The 18111-nt window shown below is 38.5% G+C and carries 15 protein-coding genes; 1 reads left to right on the plus strand and 14 read right to left on the minus strand.

The window, feature by feature from the left end; all coding sequences use genetic code 11:
- Nucleotides 1-85: 85 nt before the first annotated feature.
- Nucleotides 86-223: a hypothetical protein gene (locus tag TOL5_RS18010; protein ID WP_004827656.1), complete on the plus strand. Its 138-nt coding sequence runs from the start codon at nt 86-88 to the stop codon at nt 221-223.
- 177 nt (nt 224-400) lie between these two features.
- On the opposite strand, the gene TOL5_RS18015 is transcribed toward TOL5_RS18010, so the two are convergent.
- From TOL5_RS18015 to TOL5_RS18080, 14 genes are all read right to left on the minus strand, one after another.
- Nucleotides 401-910 (minus strand): hypothetical protein, encoded by a 510-nt coding sequence (locus TOL5_RS18015; protein ID WP_058967264.1) that lies wholly within the window; start codon nt 908-910, stop codon nt 401-403.
- Between the two features lie 76 nt (nt 911-986).
- Nucleotides 987-2096, minus strand: coding sequence for a DUF695 domain-containing protein (locus TOL5_RS18020; RefSeq protein ID WP_121775101.1), 1110 nt, complete (start codon nt 2094-2096; stop codon nt 987-989).
- Nucleotides 2097-2654: 558 nt separating this feature from the next.
- Nucleotides 2655-3425: a ThiF family adenylyltransferase gene (locus tag TOL5_RS18025; RefSeq protein ID WP_046761446.1), complete on the minus strand. Its 771-nt coding sequence runs from the start codon at nt 3423-3425 to the stop codon at nt 2655-2657.
- Between the two features lie 133 nt (nt 3426-3558).
- A complete protein-coding gene (gene acnA / locus TOL5_RS18030) occupies nt 3559-6315 on the minus strand; it encodes an aconitate hydratase AcnA (protein ID WP_151780806.1) in 2757 nt (918 codons plus the stop codon).
- Nucleotides 6316-6529: 214 nt separating this feature from the next.
- Entirely contained in the window at nt 6530-7354 is an 825-nt protein-coding gene (locus tag TOL5_RS18035; protein WP_199995607.1) for a TatD family hydrolase, read from the minus strand.
- Complete coding sequence (locus TOL5_RS18040; protein ID WP_005031063.1) at nt 7354-8322, minus strand: RsiV family protein; 969 nt, start codon at nt 8320-8322, stop codon at nt 7354-7356. The genes TOL5_RS18035 and TOL5_RS18040 overlap by 1 nt, the downstream gene beginning before the upstream one ends.
- Before the next feature lie 263 nt (nt 8323-8585).
- Entirely contained in the window at nt 8586-9344 is a 759-nt protein-coding gene (locus TOL5_RS18045) for a hypothetical protein (protein WP_151780819.1), read from the minus strand.
- Nucleotides 9345-9493: 149 nt separating this feature from the next.
- Nucleotides 9494-11083 (minus strand): peptide chain release factor 3, encoded by a 1590-nt coding sequence (locus tag TOL5_RS18050; protein ID WP_004827642.1) that lies wholly within the window; start codon nt 11081-11083, stop codon nt 9494-9496.
- 318 nt (nt 11084-11401) lie between these two features.
- Nucleotides 11402-12016 (minus strand): MarC family protein, encoded by a 615-nt coding sequence (locus tag TOL5_RS18055; RefSeq protein WP_004827639.1) that lies wholly within the window; start codon nt 12014-12016, stop codon nt 11402-11404.
- 560 nt (nt 12017-12576) lie between these two features.
- Nucleotides 12577-13152: a fimbrial protein gene (locus TOL5_RS18060; RefSeq protein ID WP_151781687.1), complete on the minus strand. Its 576-nt coding sequence runs from the start codon at nt 13150-13152 to the stop codon at nt 12577-12579.
- A 9-nt stretch (nt 13153-13161) separates the two neighbouring features.
- Nucleotides 13162-14187, minus strand: coding sequence for a fimbrial protein (locus tag TOL5_RS18065; RefSeq protein ID WP_151781686.1), 1026 nt, complete (start codon nt 14185-14187; stop codon nt 13162-13164).
- Nucleotides 14188-14200: 13 nt separating this feature from the next.
- Nucleotides 14201-16813: a fimbria/pilus outer membrane usher protein gene (locus tag TOL5_RS18070; protein ID WP_151781685.1), complete on the minus strand. Its 2613-nt coding sequence runs from the start codon at nt 16811-16813 to the stop codon at nt 14201-14203.
- A 28-nt stretch (nt 16814-16841) separates the two neighbouring features.
- Entirely contained in the window at nt 16842-17543 is a 702-nt protein-coding gene (locus TOL5_RS18075) for a fimbria/pilus periplasmic chaperone (RefSeq protein ID WP_151781684.1), read from the minus strand.
- A 19-nt stretch (nt 17544-17562) separates the two neighbouring features.
- Nucleotides 17563-18060, minus strand: a complete 498-nt coding sequence (locus tag TOL5_RS18080; RefSeq protein WP_119386286.1) for a hypothetical protein — start codon at nt 18058-18060, stop codon at nt 17563-17565.
- Between the last annotated feature and the right edge of the window lie 51 nt (nt 18061-18111).

Raw genomic sequence — 18111 nt, forward strand, 5'->3', positions numbered from 1 at the left:
GATCAATCATGCTTTTTTCTATATTAGATTAGATTTAAAAACATCACTAGACTGAATTTAAGTAAAGTATCTAGGCAGAAAAACGATGAGTATTTCTAAGCAAATCCTGATTTTTATCAGTATCGTTGGCATTTTTCTTTTATTGAGTTGCTTTGATCGTTTTATCTCTGCACAAACAGGGCAAGCAGTCGAACCATCAGCGTTTATTTATTTACAAGACTAAACTGACCATCGTTATTAAAGTAGCAACTTAAGTGCTTATCGTTTGTGAATACTGATAAATCCTTATTCAAATTCAACCATCGATGAGTAGACCATCCATCAGAACAGACATGATTTGATTTAGATTTACAAACAACTTTTATATGTATTCATATCAATATGTACTGGGCATGTTATCCTATAAACGTGTACAGGATTTCACTAAAGAATACTTTTCTATATCAGTCAAACATTCTGTTTTATTATTTTTTAGATCATATTGATAGGCAATATACTTGCCAGCAAGGTGTTCACTCACAAAATGATCATTTTTAAAATAGGCTTTGATCATACATGTGTGTAAATCATTCATTGCATACACTTTTATATGCTCAACATATTGTGTTTGCTGCACAATATTTAGATTCCAATTGAGTAGTTGATTCATTCTCTTTAATTCATCTTGCTTGATCACATGTTGTATATTGTTAAAATTACATGTTTTTACCACAGCATTCGGCTGCTGCTTGACTGACCAAATCAGCACTAGCCTGATATCATCCATTGCTTTACGCGCTTCATTCAACTGGCTGGCTGCTTGAAAGTGGAGAACAGTTGCATAACAACCGTACCCTATACCCACGATCACCAAGATGAACAGTATGATCTGACCAAGATTAAATTGTAAATGATTTACCCATCTAAACATGGTTATTCAACATCCATATTTTATAGATTAACCCCGAAACCGCTGTCATCAGTATTTCACGGCATAAATATTTAATTTATCGACCAAATTTATTCAGACTACGCCAATACTTATCTTTAAAAATACTCACATCGATGTCGAAGTCTTTGTGATACTTTTCAATAATTTGATCAATCACTTTGGACGGTTTTCTAAAATCCTTACAAGCGAAATACATGCTTCTTAAATGATCACCTGTTTCACGACCAATATTTAAATAACCATCGACATCTTTTAGCTCAGCCAATAGTGCTTGTTCTATATTTTCAAGTTGCTCATAGACTTGGGCTGGTGGCATACCATTCGAATTTTGACCATCATAAGGTACCTCTACGATCATCATCCACGGATGAGAAGCTTTTTGTTCCCATGTTAATAAAGTACGGTTTAAAATCGCAATGAGTGGTAGACCTTGGTTATTTTCCCCCTCCAAACTGATGTATTCATCCTCATCTGTATTGGAACGTGTGACTTTATCTAAACGCGAGATTTCACTGTTTTTTAAAATTAAAATATTTTTTAAATTGCCGATAGGCATCAATTCTTTTTCAGCATCTTGTTTCGACTGGACAGACACCTGATCCAGTTTGGTGATTGCATCGTATTCACCCAAATAATTATCTAAGAAAATATAAACTGCTTGTAAAAATTCACCTTTTTGCGCTTCATTATATTGATCATGCACAACGACTAAATCAATTTCATCTGGATATTCTGCAAGATCTCTTAAATAAAAAGATAAGGTGTCTTGACTAAATTCATGTCCATGCATCGCAATACTGGTTTGATGAATGTCACTTGCGGGTTTCAATGCGGTAAATTTCCAGCCCGCAATTTCTGGTGCAGCAGCCACCAGTTCCTCAACAAATATAATATTAGCAATCACTCCATCTGGCGTCAGTATCAACTCAGCAGTTTCTGGATCAGACATTCCGGTAAGAAAAAAAATCCCAGCATGTACTTTGGCTAATTCAGGCGATAATCGATCAAAAAAATCTTGTTCAATCGTGTCTCGATTCATCTCATCGACAATTCGATGAAAATGCTGTTGATGTTGCTGAAACCATTGCCAAAATTCAACATAACGGTTTTGATTATTTTGTATCGCTTGTTGTTTATTGCCAAATAGTTTCTTAAAAATGCTCATTTTGATTATTCTCTATTATTGCTTATGAATCAGGTTAATTTAACTCAATTCATCTCGTTTTTAAATGTGCTCAAGCAATAATGAAGCAAAATTAACAATTAACCTGAGTTCGATGCAATCAAATCTTCAAACAATTGAAAAATCATAAATATCTGCGGAGTCTTGCTGAGTTTTCATGCAATTTTAGGATGAGGAGCGGAGCTCCGCAAGCGCAACTATCAATAGCATTTCATTTCTCTTGATCAATAAAATGAAAGCAATCAATAGATTGTTTGATGATCTACAGCTTGCACTGCCACGCTTTACTTCTAAAGTTTAAATTCTTTTGCGTAGGCAATGCCTCACTTTTCAGAGATGAAAAGTGACAAAAATCTTTCGTTGGGTGAGAGGTACGTCCTGAACCTCCACCCAACGGCGACATCCATGTCGCCTCTCGATAGCAAGACCATCGATGATTCAAAAGGGCGAAATAAATGAATCATCGAAATCACTTGTATGAATAATCAGCCAGTTTAACGATATAATCTTTCATCAAGAATTTTTATCAAACTCACGTAATTACTTTATTGGTCGAATACGATCCAATTTTTTTAATACTTCTGCAACAGCAACCATCGCAAAACTAGAAGTTACCACTACAGCCGAGCCATAACCACCACAGCGCAAACCTGCACTTGCACATACATCTGCACTGGAAAATGGATTATCTATCGAATAAACACATGTAATACCGAACTTTTCTTTTGGCTTTTTACAAATACCTTTGGCACGTAACTGACTACGTAATTTTGCAAGCATAGGATCTTGTTCTGTTTTAGATAAGTCAGCAACACGGATTTTTAAAGGGTCTAACTTACCACCTGCCCCACCTGAAACAATCAGGGGAATTTTATTAAAACGACAATGCAACATCAGCGCAAATTTTGCTTTTACATCATCGATGCAGTCTAAAATAATATCAGGAGTCTTTTCTAAAATTTCTTTGACATTTTCAGGGCTGAGATAATCATCTATCAAATTGATCTTGATTCGTGGATTGATCGAACGGCAACGTTCAGCCATGACTTCAATCTTTTCCATCCCTAAAGTTGAACTCATCGCGGGCAATTGGCGGTTGATATTTGAAGCAGCGACTGAATCCATATCGACCAGTGTTAGCTCTCCAACACCCGTTCTGGCTAAGGCTTCCACAGCCCATGAACCAACCCCACCTATGCCAATCACCATCACATGACTTTTTTCATAATGACTAAACGCATCGTCTCCATAAATCTTGGCAACACCAGCAAAACGGCGTTCATATTCATCATCAGTAGAATGGTCAGTCATGTTCAGCATCAACTCAAAAATACCGCATTATTTTACTCATTTCTCGACAATGTGTCTTGCCTAGATGCAATAAAAAAAGCCCTGTACCGTATACAGGGCTTGGAGAACTGAAAAATTATGTGGAAGCGTTCAACTAGGAAGCAATTAAGTTTCGTAATACATAATGCAAGATACCACCTGCTTTAAAGTATTCCACTTCATTCAAGGTATCAATACGGCATAACACTTTGAAACGATCTTGTGAACCATCTGCACGTTTAACTTCCACATCTAAGCTTTGATGCGGTTGTATATCATCCGATAAGCCATAAATCGACAGTTGCTCATGACCTGTTAAATTTAACGACTGACGGGTTTGCCCATCCACAAACTGTAAAGGAAGTACCCCCATACCGACTAAATTTGAACGATGAATCCGTTCAAAACTCTCGGTAATTACCGCTTTCACCCCCAAAAGGTTGGTTCCTTTGGCTGCCCAGTCTCGTGAAGAACCTGTACCATATTCCTTACCTGCAATAATCACCAAAGGTGTCGAATCCTGTTGATATTTCATTGCAGCATCATAGATCGCCAATTTTTCACCTGTTGGGATATACAGTGTGTTGCCACCTTCCTCACCATTCAACATTTCATTTTTAATACGAATATTGGCGAATGTTCCACGCATCATAACTTCATGATTACCACGACGTGAGCCATATGAATTGAAGTCTTTTTGATCCACACCTTGCGCTTCTAGGTAACGCCCCGCTGGGCTGTCTTTCTTGATATTCCCCGCAGGAGAAATATGGTCTGTAGTGACTGAGTCACCAAGAACGGCCAAGATATTGGCATTGAGAATATCTTGAATTGGCTTCGTGGGTTGATCAATGCCTTCAAAGAATGGAGGATGACGAATATAAGTCGATTGTTCATCCCATTCATAGGTTTCAGAATCAGGGATTTGAATTGCTTGCCATTTTTCATCACCATCAAAAACTGCCGCATATTCTTTATGGAACATCTGCGTATTCACTTTTTGCAACACAGCATCAATTTCAATCTGAGTCGGCCAAATATCTTTTAGATAAATTGGTTTGCCTTGTGGGTCAACGCCTAATGCTGTGGTGGTAATATCACTGCGTATCGTGCCCAATAGCCCAAACGCCACAACCAATGGTGGGGAAGCCAACCAGTTGGTTTTCACCAATGGATGCACACGTCCTTCAAAGTTTCGGTTTCCTGAAAGCACGGATGCCACATTGAGGTCATAACATTGAATTGCATCTTCAATCGGCTGAGGCAAAGGTCCAGAGTTACCAATACAGGTTGTACAACCGTAACCCACAAGGTTATAGCCCAACTGGTCTAAATATGACAGCAATCCTGCCGCCTCTAAATAATCCGTCACGACTTTAGAGCCCGGTGCTAAAGAACTTTTAACCCACGGCTTACGTTGCAAGCCTTTCTCTATAGCCTTTTTGGCTAATAAGCCTGCTGCTAACATTACACTTGGGTTAGATGTATTGGTACATGACGTAATTGCAGAAATCACCACATCACCATCGGTCAATGGATAACGTTTACCATCAATGACACAATGCGGCTCTTCATTTTGTAATGCAGATTGTTTTGAATCGATGGCTGTGCCAGCACCACCCTCATTCACCAAGCGTTCTTTCTCAATTTTGGCAGGTTTAAGGTCTAATTCCATCAATGCACTAAAGGTTTTTGGAATATCAGGTAATACGACACGATCCTGCGGACGTTTTGGTCCTGCAACACTGGCTTCAACTGTATTCATGTCCAATGCCAAAGTATCGGTAAATACAGGTTCATCTCCAGTATTACGCCACAATCCTTGTTCTTTACAGTAAGCTTCTACCAGTGCAATCCGATCATCTTGTCGGCCTGTTAATCTTAAATAGCCAAGTGTGATTTCATCAATGGGGAAAAAGCCACAAGTTGCTCCATATTCAGGTGCCATATTGGCAATGGTTGCTCGATCAGCAAGCGGTAGATCTGCAAGACCGTCACCGTAAAATTCGACAAATTTACCAACCACGCCTTTTTTGCGTAGCATTTGAGTAATGGTTAATACCAAATCGGTTGCTGTGATTCCCTCTCTTAACTTGCCTGTTAATTTAAAACCAATCACTTCAGGAATCAGCATCGAAATCGGTTGCCCCAACATTGCTGCTTCAGCTTCGATGCCTCCAACACCCCAGCCCAATACACCTAAACCATTGATCATGGTGGTATGTGAGTCAGTCCCGACCAAAGTGTCTGGAAAAGCATAGCTTTCACCATCACTGTCACCTAACCAAACAGCCTGCGCCAAATACTCTAGATTAACTTGATGGCAGATCCCAGTGCCCGGTGGAACAACACTAAAATTATCAAAGGATGACTGCCCCCAACGTAAAAATTGATAACGCTCACCATTACGTTGCATTTCAATTTCAACATTCTCATCAAAGGCTTGGTCTGTTCCAAAATGATCCACCATTACCGAATGGTCAATCACCAAATCTACAGGAGATAAAGGATTAATTATATTTGGATCTTTATGCGCCGCCTGAACAGCAGCACGCATTGCAGCTAAATCGACAACAGCAGGAACACCAGTGAAATCCTGCATTAATACCCGTGCTGGTCGATACTGAATTTCTTGATCTGATGTTTTCGCTTTCTGCCAATCTACAATTGCCTGAATATCACTTCGCTTTACGGTGAGATCATCTTCAAATCTCAGTAAATTTTCCAACAGTACTTTGAGTGATTTCGGTAGTTTTGAAAGATCACCTAATTCAGATTGGGCTTGTTTCAAACTAAAAATTTTATATGTTGAATTCCCGACATTTAAGTTCTGTAGCGAATTCAAACTATTTATACGACCATACTTTGCCATTGAGTGAACCTCCAGCTTGGCGTTAATTTCTTATTGAGCTACTTGGAGTACTTCTTTCAATCTAAGACAAATATTTATTTTAGGTGTTGTGAATTGGTTATTTTTATTCAATTTATGCGATCAAATGCAACAACGATTGACCAGTGATCTCTCCCCATCTACTCAAGATATTTTGAGTGGATATAGACCGAGCCTTGGCAAATTTAACTTATGATCAAACCTTTTCCATCCTCAAGCATGTCAAAGTGTTGTTCCACAAAATATCTGCCAATGGTCCAGGCTCTATCGCTAAAGACTCAGCTAAGCCTGCCAAAACATAGGGTAAATTGACGGGTGTATTGCGGGTTCGATGCTCTGTAGATGTCTGACAACACAAAGGCGTCATATCTGGACAGTCTGTTTCTAAAACAAGGTGCTCAGCTCCTACTGCCTGTACCACAGCATGGAGCTTTTTGGCATTTGGCTGAGTAATTTGCCCTGTAACCCCAATTTTAAATCCTAATTTGATCAATGCCTTGGCCTCTTCTACGCCGCCACTGAAAGCATGAGCAATTCCGCCATTTTGAAACTGGTGTTGCTTCAACATCGTAAGTACATCCGCATGTGATTTACGAATATGTAAAAGAATCGGCAAATCAAATTGTTGGGCCAGTTCAATCTGTGCTGAAAAGAATGCTTTTTGCTTGTCCAAAATTTCAGGCTGTTTATGTTGTTTGAGAAAGGTATCTAAACCAATCTCTCCAACAGCAATACACTGTTCTGTTTGAAGAATCTGTTCGAGTGCATTGAGATGAGTTAAATCATGTTGCTCAATATAAAAAGGATGCAACCCGGGCGCTAGATGGCTACGGGGTGTATTCTTTAACTGGTTTAGCGCATGTTGAGTTTGGATCAAATCTTGAAAACGAGACTGTAAAAAACCAATTAAAACCAGATGTTCAACCCCAGCCAGTTTTGCTTGGTACGCCAACGCCTCTCGATCCTGATCAAAATCAGGAACATCGAAATGGGTATGGGTATCAAACAGTCTCAAAGACATTATGATTTCGTTTTGTTGTCTGCCACTGGCGCAGAACTGTTCGGTTGATCGACTTGCATTTCTGCAGGGAAATATTGCGGTTTTAAAATTCCTTTTAATTGATCATAAGGAATGGTTAAGCGTGGCAAGCCCACCACATATGGTCCAATGTCATATTCACCATATTGCAAAATTAGACCTTGTTTACCTAGATAGAAATTATCAGATAATTGAAATTTCCACGCTTGTTCATACTCATTCACATTATCAGCAAGTTTTGAATCGATAACCCAAACTTTAAAAGCATCATGAGCGAGTTTTTCAAATTTTGCTTTTTGATTTGCTTCTATGATTTGATTCAAGTTGACTTGCTTTTTACTGACCAAATCAAAATTAAAATAAGTTTGTGCAGATGATCCATGCGCACCACCTAAGTAGCTACTGCTATTTAATACAACAGTGGCTAAAGGCTTGTCAGAATTTAATATTTTAGGGCTTAAACTAATTGTGATCTGACCACTTGCACCCAATGTCTTAAGTTCTTTATCCAATGCCAAGAATGAATTTGTATAAGGTTGAACACGATCCTGTAATTGTTGCGTTGGAGTCTTGTCTGTGTTGACTTCACTGGCTGAAGCTTGTGAACTGGCTTGCTGTTGATCCGCAACTTTTTTACTCAACTGTGCAATATCCAACATTTTATCCAGATTGTCCAAAATCGCTTGATCAATCACTTTATCTACAAAGGGCTGGTTACTTTGCAATCGTTCAATTGAAAATTCAGGGCATGTATTTCCATCACACTCAGGTAAGTTTAATTTTAATTTGGCTCGATCGCCTTGCAATAACAGTGACGTATCTGGAACTTGAGACGCAGCAGTTTGATCGACAGCTGACTCTACTTTTTTAGAGTCTGGTTTTTGACACGCTGTTAATCCCAAGGTGATTAACAAAATTGAAAGTGCTAAGGTATTTTTTTGATTCAACATTTCACAAACCTATCCAACGATCCAAGCCAAGATTTTTTCAATCTTTATAGAAGATAGCCTATTCTTCTCTGGCTCAATCCTCAATCAAAATTTGTATCAAAATTGAAGCGTTATTATCATGATCAGCTTGCTGATTGAATGTTTAAACCTCATCATCAATGCAGCATACAATCTCGACGTATCGTTCCTCTTAAAGAATATTCAATCTCAACAAATAGTCTGTAGAATCCTATTGTTGATGATCAGCATGGACTACATCGATATTAAAACATACGTTGAAATACTTCAGCTTTCAGTATTTTTTGGGTTTGTTCTTTGCTTAAATAAATATCTAACTGAGTGCCATCTTCTACAATCTCATTGGCGCGATAATGTAAGCCCACGCCTTCTCCATCAAAGAACCAATCTGCCTGCCCCCAATACAGCTTTTTCGGCGCATGTTTTTTCACATCTGTATTTTGCTTTTCTAACCATGCTGCATATTTTTCTTGCACCCAACGATTCAGTTGATTTTGTTGATCTGCTTGAATGACATCTAAAATACTTAAACTTTTTTTCAACTTACGGTCTGCAACGAAAAAGTATTGACGTTCTTGAATACTAACATCCGCTTGTAGTGAATTGACTGCAACTTGCAGTAAAACATATTGATTACGTTGTGATGCCATTCGGGTCTGCATATGTAATTCAAACGCTTTGTTTTTCGGAAACTCTTCTTGCCATGCATCTGATTTTTTGACAAAAGCATTGATCGCTTGCTGTAAAGTCATGTTCTGCTTTAAATCAATTTGTGCTTGAATCACAGTCGCCTGATTATTGCTAATCCATTGGTTTAACCAAGCATCTTGAGTTTTAATCGTTTGAATGTCGATTTCGATGCAATTCTTTTTCTCACAAAACGGCAAAGCATAATCTGCTTTGGTTTCTTGAATATTTAAATACGGTAAAACTTCTGCGGCTTCTTGTTTGGGTTGTAATATTGAACCGTCTTTATCTTGATCTTTTTTTGAATCACATGCCATCAAAACCAAAGTACTTAAACAAAATACCGTGATTATTTTTTTTGAATATTGCACCGCATAAATCCCTTTGGACAAAAAGCATTGTATTTTGATACAAAAACAGCTTCACTAGGAAGCTGTTTTTACATTTTGCAATAAGTTAGCTGAACTTAATGTTCACGCGTTGCACGGAACTGAATATCAGGATAACGCTCTTGCATCAGCTGTAGATTCACACGACTAGGTGCAAGATAAGTTAAGTGACCACCGCCATCAACTGAAAGCTGGTCATGTGCTTTTTTCTTAAATTCATTGAATTTCTTTTCATCATCACATGAAACCCAACGCACGGTATTGATATTCACAGGTTCATAAATACAATCCACTTTGTATTCTTCTTTCAATCGATATGCAACCACATCAAACTGAAGCACTCCCACAGCACCTACAATCAAATCATTATTGATTTGGGGCATAAACACTTGTGTTGCGCCCTCTTCAGAAAGTTCTTTCAAACCTTTTTGAAGCTGTTTAGATTTTAATGGATCTTTTAAACGTACACGGCGGAACATTTCTGGTGCAAAGTGCGGAATACCCGTAAAATGAAGGTTTTCGCCTGAGGTAAAGGTATCACCGATTTGAATCGTACCGTGGTTATGCAGACCAATGATATCTCCCGGCCATGCCTCTTCAAGTTGCTCACGCTCACCGGCAAGAAAGGTTAAAGCATCACTGATACGTACATCTTTACCAATACGCACATGATTCATTTTCAAACCTTTCTCATATTTTCCTGAGCAGATTCGCATAAATGCAATTCGGTCACGATGCTTCGGATCCATATTGGCTTGAATTTTAAAAACAAAACCACTGAAGCCTTCCTCTGTTGCTTCAACAGTACGTTCATGTGTTGGATGTGCTTTCGGTTCGGGTGCCCATTGAATAAATGCATCAAGCACATGATCAACGGCAAAGTTTCCTAAAGCTGTACCAAACAATACAGGGGTTTGTCGTCCTGCCAAAAACTCTGCTGGATCAAGCGGATCATTCGCCATTTTGACCAGTTCTAAAGACTCTTCAAAAGAAGCAAAAGCAAGATCACCCACTTTGTCACGAATATCTGGATAGTCATAGCCATCACGAATTTCAATATCTGTAATGGTTGAACCAAAGCCAGCTTTATAAAGATAAAGCTTATCTTCGAGAATATTGTAGACACCCGCAAAATCACGCCCCATACCCAAAGGCCAAGTGATTGGCACACAACGGATTTTGAGAACATTTTCAATTTCATCAAGTAGTTCTAATGGTTCACGAATTTCACGGTCCATTTTGTTGACGAATGAAATAATCGGTGTGTCGCGCATACGACACACTTCCATTAATTTAATGGTACGTTCTTCGACACCTTTTGCACCGTCAATCACCATCAATGCAGAGTCAACCGCAGTTAAAGTACGGTATGTATCTTCCGAGAAGTCTTCATGCCCTGGGGTATCCAGCAAGTTAATGACATGCTTTTTATAAGGAAACTGCATCACAGACGTGGTAATCGAAATCCCACGTTCTTTTTCCATTTCCATCCAGTCCGATGTCGCAGCACGGTCTGATTTACGGCTTTTTACCATTCCTGCAACCTGAATTGCTTTACCCCATAACAACAGTTTTTCTGTCATTGTGGTTTTACCAGCATCGGGGTGGGAAATAATCGCGAAAGTCCTACGCGCTGCTACTTCTGTAGCCAACTGTTCTTTAAACATAAAAAATCTACAATAGGTGCACAGTTACGTACACATTGAGAAATATGTACCTGAACTGAAAAATGAGAAATCAAAAATTGGCAATATTGTATCAGATTTCATTGCTATTTTAACGCTTGTTAATCAGGCTTAATTTATCTGTACATAGCCGTTAAAAAGTTGTATCAAGATTAAAATAAGAATGTGGAGGATATTTGAAAAACAGTCAACTTTGCACAGCATACTCAAAAACCAATCTGCGGTTAAAACTGCTTTAGTCTCTTTTCATCAAGAGAATCTGATCCGTGTATAAAATAGATTGAATAGAAGATTTTTTAACTAATATTTATTCATCAATCCAATGATTCCATTGGCAATCATATCAATTGCAATAGTGCCTATTAAAAGTGCAGATAAACGTCCAACAATATCAAAATAACGATCAATATATTTGGCATGACTATAGCGCAGATGATCATGACCAAATTTCATAATCATTAAAATGCCACAGCTGATAAATAAAGTGAATGCAATCAAGAGAGCTGATTCAACGAAAGACATACTGACACCAGTGACTACAGCCGCACTAATTGTACCTGGACCAATCATGAAAGGCATCGCCATCGTACTTGCCAAATGTGCTGGCGTTCCTCTCATCTCTCCAATCGTATCCGCACCTTGGAAAACAAAACGATAACCGATCACCAAGAAAATCAGTCCACCAAAAATCTGAAAGGATTCAAAACGAACATTTAAATAAGAACTAAAAATTGCTTCGCCACCCCATGCGAACAGTAAAAAAACTACATAAGCAATCAATGCCCCTTGGGCTAAGCTTTTATTAAACACCTTCGTTTCAGTATGTCGAATCATCCCAATCATATAGATGCTCATTAGAAAAGGATTGAGCAAGGAGAAAAATAAAGCAAAAGAATGGATATAGTTTGAAAACATAAGAACTTTCCATTAAATAATTCAAAAAATATAGGGTTAAATAAAGTGTAATGCCCGATCTTCATAAATTTTGTCGGACTCATTATTTAAAATTGTAAACTTATCTAGGATTCATTCACTTATAAAACATAAAAAGATAAAAAATTGTAACTATACAGGTACTGGTTTCAGTCATCAGATTGGTTTTCGTTTAGCATGATCAAAACCGACAATTCAAAACGAACCATGTAGCGCTGAGATGCCTTACCTTTAAAAAATTTCAATATTATGATTTTATTTATTTTTTAAGCGTGGTTATACTAAATATTAAACTCATCAAAATTACAATAACGTCTAATCTCACAACTTTTAGAATTTAGTTATCGATCAAAACTTTCTCTCATAGCCTATCAGCAAGATCATCAATCTAGGTGTAAATATTTATAGCAAAAGATCAACTTATTTTGAATGAGCAAGTTGATCCAAATCAGTTATCTGAGTGAGTAAAAGATTTGATGACTATGCTGTTTTATTGCGCCCTATAAAAACATTGAAGAATCAAATATTTTACTGTGCTTTTTTTATTGATAGTCTATCCAAAATTCAGCATAGGCATTGGCAAAACCTGGTGTTGCAGGCGCATCCGTTGCAATATAATTGGCATAAAATACTACTGAGGCATTGCCATTCGCATCCACTAAAAAAGGACGACTTTTACTAGAAATGTCATTTGGAAATCTATTTGTTTTTGTAATTGGAACGCGATTACGATTAGAATCTGTTAACTCGATCGCAACATGCTGTGCAGTTGATGTTGCATTAGGATTACTTAAAGCCAAAAGTTGATTATTCACAGGGTTCTGTTCACCCATAAACGTAAACCTGACTTCTGCTCCCGCAGGGCATTGAACCAAATTAAATGGAATCGCGACACGTGGACCTTTATCTCCAGGTGTTTTGAGTTGACGTGTAGAATTTAATCCCATATCGACTATTTTATGCGCCTGACTCTCCTCAACACCACAGGTTGAATTTGTCGCATTACCTTTTAAAGTAAAGTTATAGGTTCCCAAATCAGCGTGTGCATAACTGTACAGACCAATATTCACCATAATCAGACAAGCCGTACGATAAAGATTTTGCTTTAATATATTCATCATCAGCCCCTAGTCAAAATCTATTCGGAAATAGCCACGTGCCTGAAAAGGTCCAGCTGCAGGTTGATTTCCAGTGACACTGACTGGCCATGCTTTCACCACGATATTGGCAGGATTGGTATTGTTGAAATGAATTTTACTGTTGATATTATTAGGAATCAGTACATTGTCATTTTGGTCTGACATTTTAAAACCAATATCAGGATTATTAGACACAATAATATCATTGGCAGGTCCACCAACTCTGTCCGTTTGGACTCGTACAGTTAATGGTGCATTATCACTAATAAAATTATTGCACTTCACTGACAAAGGCATATTGGCTTTCGGGATACCATTAATTTTGTTGCCTATACCTGCATTTTTAAAGCTATAGGTTGGAATATTTCCAAAATCAACAATTGATTCAACATCATCATTAATAATACAGTTTTGAGGGACAATCACTCGCCCTCTTAGATGTAAAGTTTGTTTTGCACCATTGATGAGTGCAGAACCATACGGAGCAGCATTATCGCCGACATAGAAGTCAGCCAATGGAATGTCAATATCCGTAAATCCAACAAAGGGCTTGGAAATTCTCATGGTTACTGTAAATTGTGTATTTCCAGTATGTGTAGCAGTGCCACAGCGTTCAGATGGAAAACCAAAGCGTGAATTTTGAGCGGGTACATTAATATTGGTCCCATTATAGGTATATCGAACAGAGGCTTGTAAATAATCATTCACTTGCATATAGCTTTTTCCGCCAATGATGACTCGAGGTCCTGTGTAGTAGGCAGTCATATAAATAGGAATAGAAGCACCTGTGAGCGTGGTACCGTTATCACAATGGGTCGTCCAAGGATCACCATTTACACTGACTGTCAGAACTGAATCAAATGTCATCCCTGTTGAATTATTTGCAGGATCGGTAAACGTATAGGTACCAAAGTCCGCATATAAATTTTTGTTGTGTTCTTCACGCCACCAGCCTGCTGAAACATCCATCGCAGTCAGAATTAATAGAGTTGAAGCAAGTAATTGGTTTTTCATCAATATTCTCCTGTTACTTACATTCAACATCAAACTGTTGTACTGCAAGGCTTAAGTCAGCAGTGCTAATATCATAATCTGCAACACATTTTTGTTCGTTTGCGTCGCCCCAAGTTACTTCAAGCACACCTTTAAGCGGTAAGCCAGTCATATAAACTTGCCCTGACTCTGCCGCCATACCTACGGTTTTGCTCGCAGTGACCGTCACATTACTGGCATAAGGGATCGGTTGCCCTTGATATTTGATATCAACTAAAGCACGCACACCAATACTGGTATCAAATGTTGCGCGGCTGATTGCACCACGAATTGGCACAACATTATTAACATTGCTGTTGATTTCTAAATTTGAATCAAAACTGTTTGAATCCAATGCCACACGATTTAAACGATATTCAGAGGCATACGGCAAGATTGCATAACCACGCCAATCGGTTTTAACCCCATTATAGTTTTCAACTTTGACCCCTTTAGCACCAGGAGCTTTGACTAAAATACTGGTATCACCAAGAATCTGACCAAAGGTCAATCCATCTTTATGCAGCAACATGCCACCACTTGCACTATAGCTAAAGCGATTATTGTTTCCATCATAGCTATAACCTGCACCTACATTGCCATAAGTTCCGTTATAGCCCACATTAATGGCGCCTGCTGAACCTTGTTCAGTGACATAACCTTGGCGAATGCTATAACTCAAATTGCGGTCTTTCAATAAAGTGCCGCTAATTCCAGTCTGATAAGAATTATTGCCATCTGAATTTTGTGTGGTCGATACTGTTGCATAGGTATTCGCCCAAGGGTTATCACGGAAATTCGCTTTAGAACGCAGACGACCGAGCGGAAAAGATGCATTAGCGGTATAAAGTGTATTTACTTTGTCCAGTTGTGAAAACATGTTGCGGCTGACACCGAGCGAATAGCTTATGCCATTCCATGCACCATTGTAGCCAGCCTGTATCCATTCATCTTTTTTGGCAGTTCCCCAATAACTTTGCTGGTTTGCTGCAAAGTAAAGTGAACCATAACGCCCCATTGAGTGCGAAATGTTGGCTTGCAAACGACCTTTTTTAGCATGGTTCAGATCATAGCCATTGGCAATGATACCTACATTTGCCAAATTGCCGTCCTGAGTTTCAGCCTCACTATAGTTTTCACTCATTTGCCCGTAAAAGACATCATTGAGTGTATAGAAGCCACGCGTTGAATAGCGATAACCCAAAAGCTGAAAACTTGTTCCTGAGCGCAGTAAAGATTTAGAGTAGAGGAAACGCATCGATTGACCACGGTGCTTGGAACCATCGACCAACTCACTGTTTGCATGCGTTAAATCGAAAGAAAAAGCGCCAAACTGTCCCATGTTACTGCCAAAGCCGAGTAAAGTGCTTTGATAGTTCGAGGACAGTTGAGTCCCGCCATAAATCGAAAGCCCCTTTGGTAATCCATGTACAACAGTCGCTTGCACAACATTTTCATTTTCTCTGTTGTTACGAGAACCATTGCGGAATTCACCCGCTAAAACACTATAACGTGTACGCCCTTCGCGTTGTAAAATCGGTAGACTTGAATATGGCACAAGATAAGTTTGGATCGAACCATCACTTTCTTCAATGGATACCTGTAAGTCACCACTACCAAAAGCAGGGTTCAAGTCCTGAATTAAGAAAGGACCAGGAGCGACATTGATTTGGTAAACAATATTATTATTTTGTCGAATCACCACTTTGGCATTGGTTTTAGCAACCCCACGCACATTCGGTGCATAACCCTGTTGGCTATCAGGATACATGGCATCGGCAGTAGATAACTCGGCTCCACGATAACTGAAGCTATCAAAAATACTGCCTTCGCTCGCACCATCACCAATTCTAAGTTGGCTTTTGATTGGAATCAGTGTTTTTTGCACATAAGTATTGAGATTGGTCCACTCATGCGTACTCAAGTTATTATTAGAACTGTAATTAAAACTGCCAGAATGACGTAATTGCCATGAACCTAAATTCATGCCACTGTCTACACTGATATATAGACCATTTCCTGCGGTAACTGAACCAGAGTTGTTATATCCTGACATCCGGTAATTTAAAAACATCGCATTGATGCCTTCATCCCATTGTTCTGGTGGAATATATCCGCGCACCTGATTTTTTAACGAGATTTGTGGTAAATCAATATAGAGTTTTTGCTTACTAAACTGAAAGCGACTATTTGCACCATTGATCAATTGACTGATGTCTAAACATTGTGGATTTGACGATGCCAATAGCTCAGGATAAGCCGCCATATTTACCCCAAAACTTTCTAATAGTTTAAGGTCTAAACAAGGCATTAACCCTGTTGCATCTGCAGTATTTTGTTTTTCCACAAACTGAATATCACGAGTAACCACATATTCATCATTGGCATAAATCTCAACCCGATAAACGCCTGGTAATTGTTGTGGTGAACTTTGTAATTTGGTCAAGTCTGCAATTTGCGCATTCGACAAACCATCAGTTAAAAAGGCAGTATTAAATACTTGCTCTGCATGCGCGTTTTCTACGCATGCAGCACTGACCGCCATCGCCGATGCAATACACATTGGCAATACTTTCATTTTTGCATACATCGGTTTATTCGGCATCATCACTCAAGTACCTATACAACACATATTATTAATTTAGGTTTATTTCTACTTTTGGTGTCACACCACCATAGTCATTCACAGTTTGATAACTCAGCTTGTTTCCTGAGGTTTTTGAAATTTTTGTTTTTTCAAATGGTGCAGCCATCACGCTATCTAACTTGGTCTCATTCAGCACCAAATTGACAAATGAGATGTGATAAGGAGATTGGTTATCCACCTCGACCCCATCTGCAGTTTTTACAAATTTGACTTTTGTAAGCGCGTCTTCAGGCGCGATCTTTAATTTTTCTGGACGAACAAACAGCTTGATTCGTGACAGTACAGCAAGCTGTAAAATGTTCTTTTCCGCAAGAACTTCTTTGTCTACAGATGGAATTGATTTTACATTTAACCAAAAAACTGACTCACGATCTTGTGGCAAATCTTTTACTAAGTTTACAATTCTCAAAGTATTTTCTGTTGCTGGCTCTGCCACAAATAAAGGTGGCGTCACCAAAAAGTTTTTAACTTTTTCTTCTTTTTTATTTTCAACCCATGAGTTAATCAGATAGCGATCTTTTTTACTGTGGTTGATCACAGATAGAGAAACTTGCTTGGCTTCCATCGGATAAATCACACGTGTTGCACCTAAAGATACCCCACCAATCGCCTTACCTTCAGCATATGAAAAGGAAGCTAGGCATGATAAAGCCACACCCAATACACCGTTTTTAAACATGCTTAAATTCATATCAATATTCCAAAACAACTTATGGATAAAAAACAGAAATCAAAATATTTTTACTATTTTCAGTCGACTGACCATTGAGCTTCGATAAAGGCAATACAACTATTTCATCAATATTTGTTAGTTCAGGCTCTTGAGTCATATTTGTGACTTCGTGAGCGACCTGAGACAATGTTGATCGTTGATATACATTTGAATGATGCAAATTCATGCCAGGCATCAAATAAAATGTTTGTTCAGGCAACGCCAATGAGTCAGAGATAAGATGACTGTTGTTGGCATCTTTCAAAGCAATGGCGAGGTTGTAATAAACCGTTGAAGAGCAATTTGAAACATTCAATTCTAAATGAGACTCAGTTTCACGATTTTCACCAAACTTGAAGTTGCTTTTCTGGGCAAATAAACAGCTTGGATTTACTAAGGAACCACTAAAATGGGCTCTTCCACCAAATACATAACTGTCTGCAAAAGCACTTTGAAATAAAAACATCCCAACCAGTACAGTTAAATATTTGTTCATATGAAATCAGCCCATTCAGTGTGATTTATTCAAATCAAGATTTGAATGAAT

This window comes from Acinetobacter sp. Tol 5, from assembly GCF_019702905.1.
Classification (GTDB): domain Bacteria; phylum Pseudomonadota; class Gammaproteobacteria; order Pseudomonadales; family Moraxellaceae; genus Acinetobacter; species Acinetobacter bereziniae.

Coding starts and splice junctions, on each gene's coding strand:
- TOL5_RS18010 (WP_004827656.1), top strand. CDS start 86: ATGAGTATTTCTAAGCAAATCCTGATTTTTATCAGTATCGTTGGCATT.
- TOL5_RS18015 (WP_058967264.1), bottom strand. CDS start 910: ATGTTTAGATGGGTAAATCATTTACAATTTAATCTTGGTCAGATCATA.
- TOL5_RS18020 (WP_121775101.1), bottom strand. CDS start 2,096: ATGAGCATTTTTAAGAAACTATTTGGCAATAAACAACAAGCGATACAA.
- TOL5_RS18025 (WP_046761446.1), bottom strand. CDS start 3,425: ATGACTGACCATTCTACTGATGATGAATATGAACGCCGTTTTGCTGGT.
- acnA (WP_151780806.1), bottom strand. CDS start 6,315: ATGGCAAAGTATGGTCGTATAAATAGTTTGAATTCGCTACAGAACTTA.
- TOL5_RS18035 (WP_199995607.1), bottom strand. CDS start 7,354: ATGTCTTTGAGACTGTTTGATACCCATACCCATTTCGATGTTCCTGAT.
- TOL5_RS18040 (WP_005031063.1), bottom strand. CDS start 8,322: ATGTTGAATCAAAAAAATACCTTAGCACTTTCAATTTTGTTAATCACC.
- TOL5_RS18045 (WP_151780819.1), bottom strand. CDS start 9,344: ATGGCATGTGATTCAAAAAAAGATCAAGATAAAGACGGTTCAATATTA.
- TOL5_RS18050 (WP_004827642.1), bottom strand. CDS start 11,083: ATGTTTAAAGAACAGTTGGCTACAGAAGTAGCAGCGCGTAGGACTTTC.
- TOL5_RS18055 (WP_004827639.1), bottom strand. CDS start 12,016: ATGTTTTCAAACTATATCCATTCTTTTGCTTTATTTTTCTCCTTGCTC.
- TOL5_RS18060 (WP_151781687.1), bottom strand. CDS start 13,152: ATGAATATATTAAAGCAAAATCTTTATCGTACGGCTTGTCTGATTATG.
- TOL5_RS18065 (WP_151781686.1), bottom strand. CDS start 14,187: ATGAAAAACCAATTACTTGCTTCAACTCTATTAATTCTGACTGCGATG.
- TOL5_RS18070 (WP_151781685.1), bottom strand. CDS start 16,813: ATGATGCCGAATAAACCGATGTATGCAAAAATGAAAGTATTGCCAATG.
- TOL5_RS18075 (WP_151781684.1), bottom strand. CDS start 17,543: ATGAATTTAAGCATGTTTAAAAACGGTGTATTGGGTGTGGCTTTATCA.
- TOL5_RS18080 (WP_119386286.1), bottom strand. CDS start 18,060: ATGAACAAATATTTAACTGTACTGGTTGGGATGTTTTTATTTCAAAGT.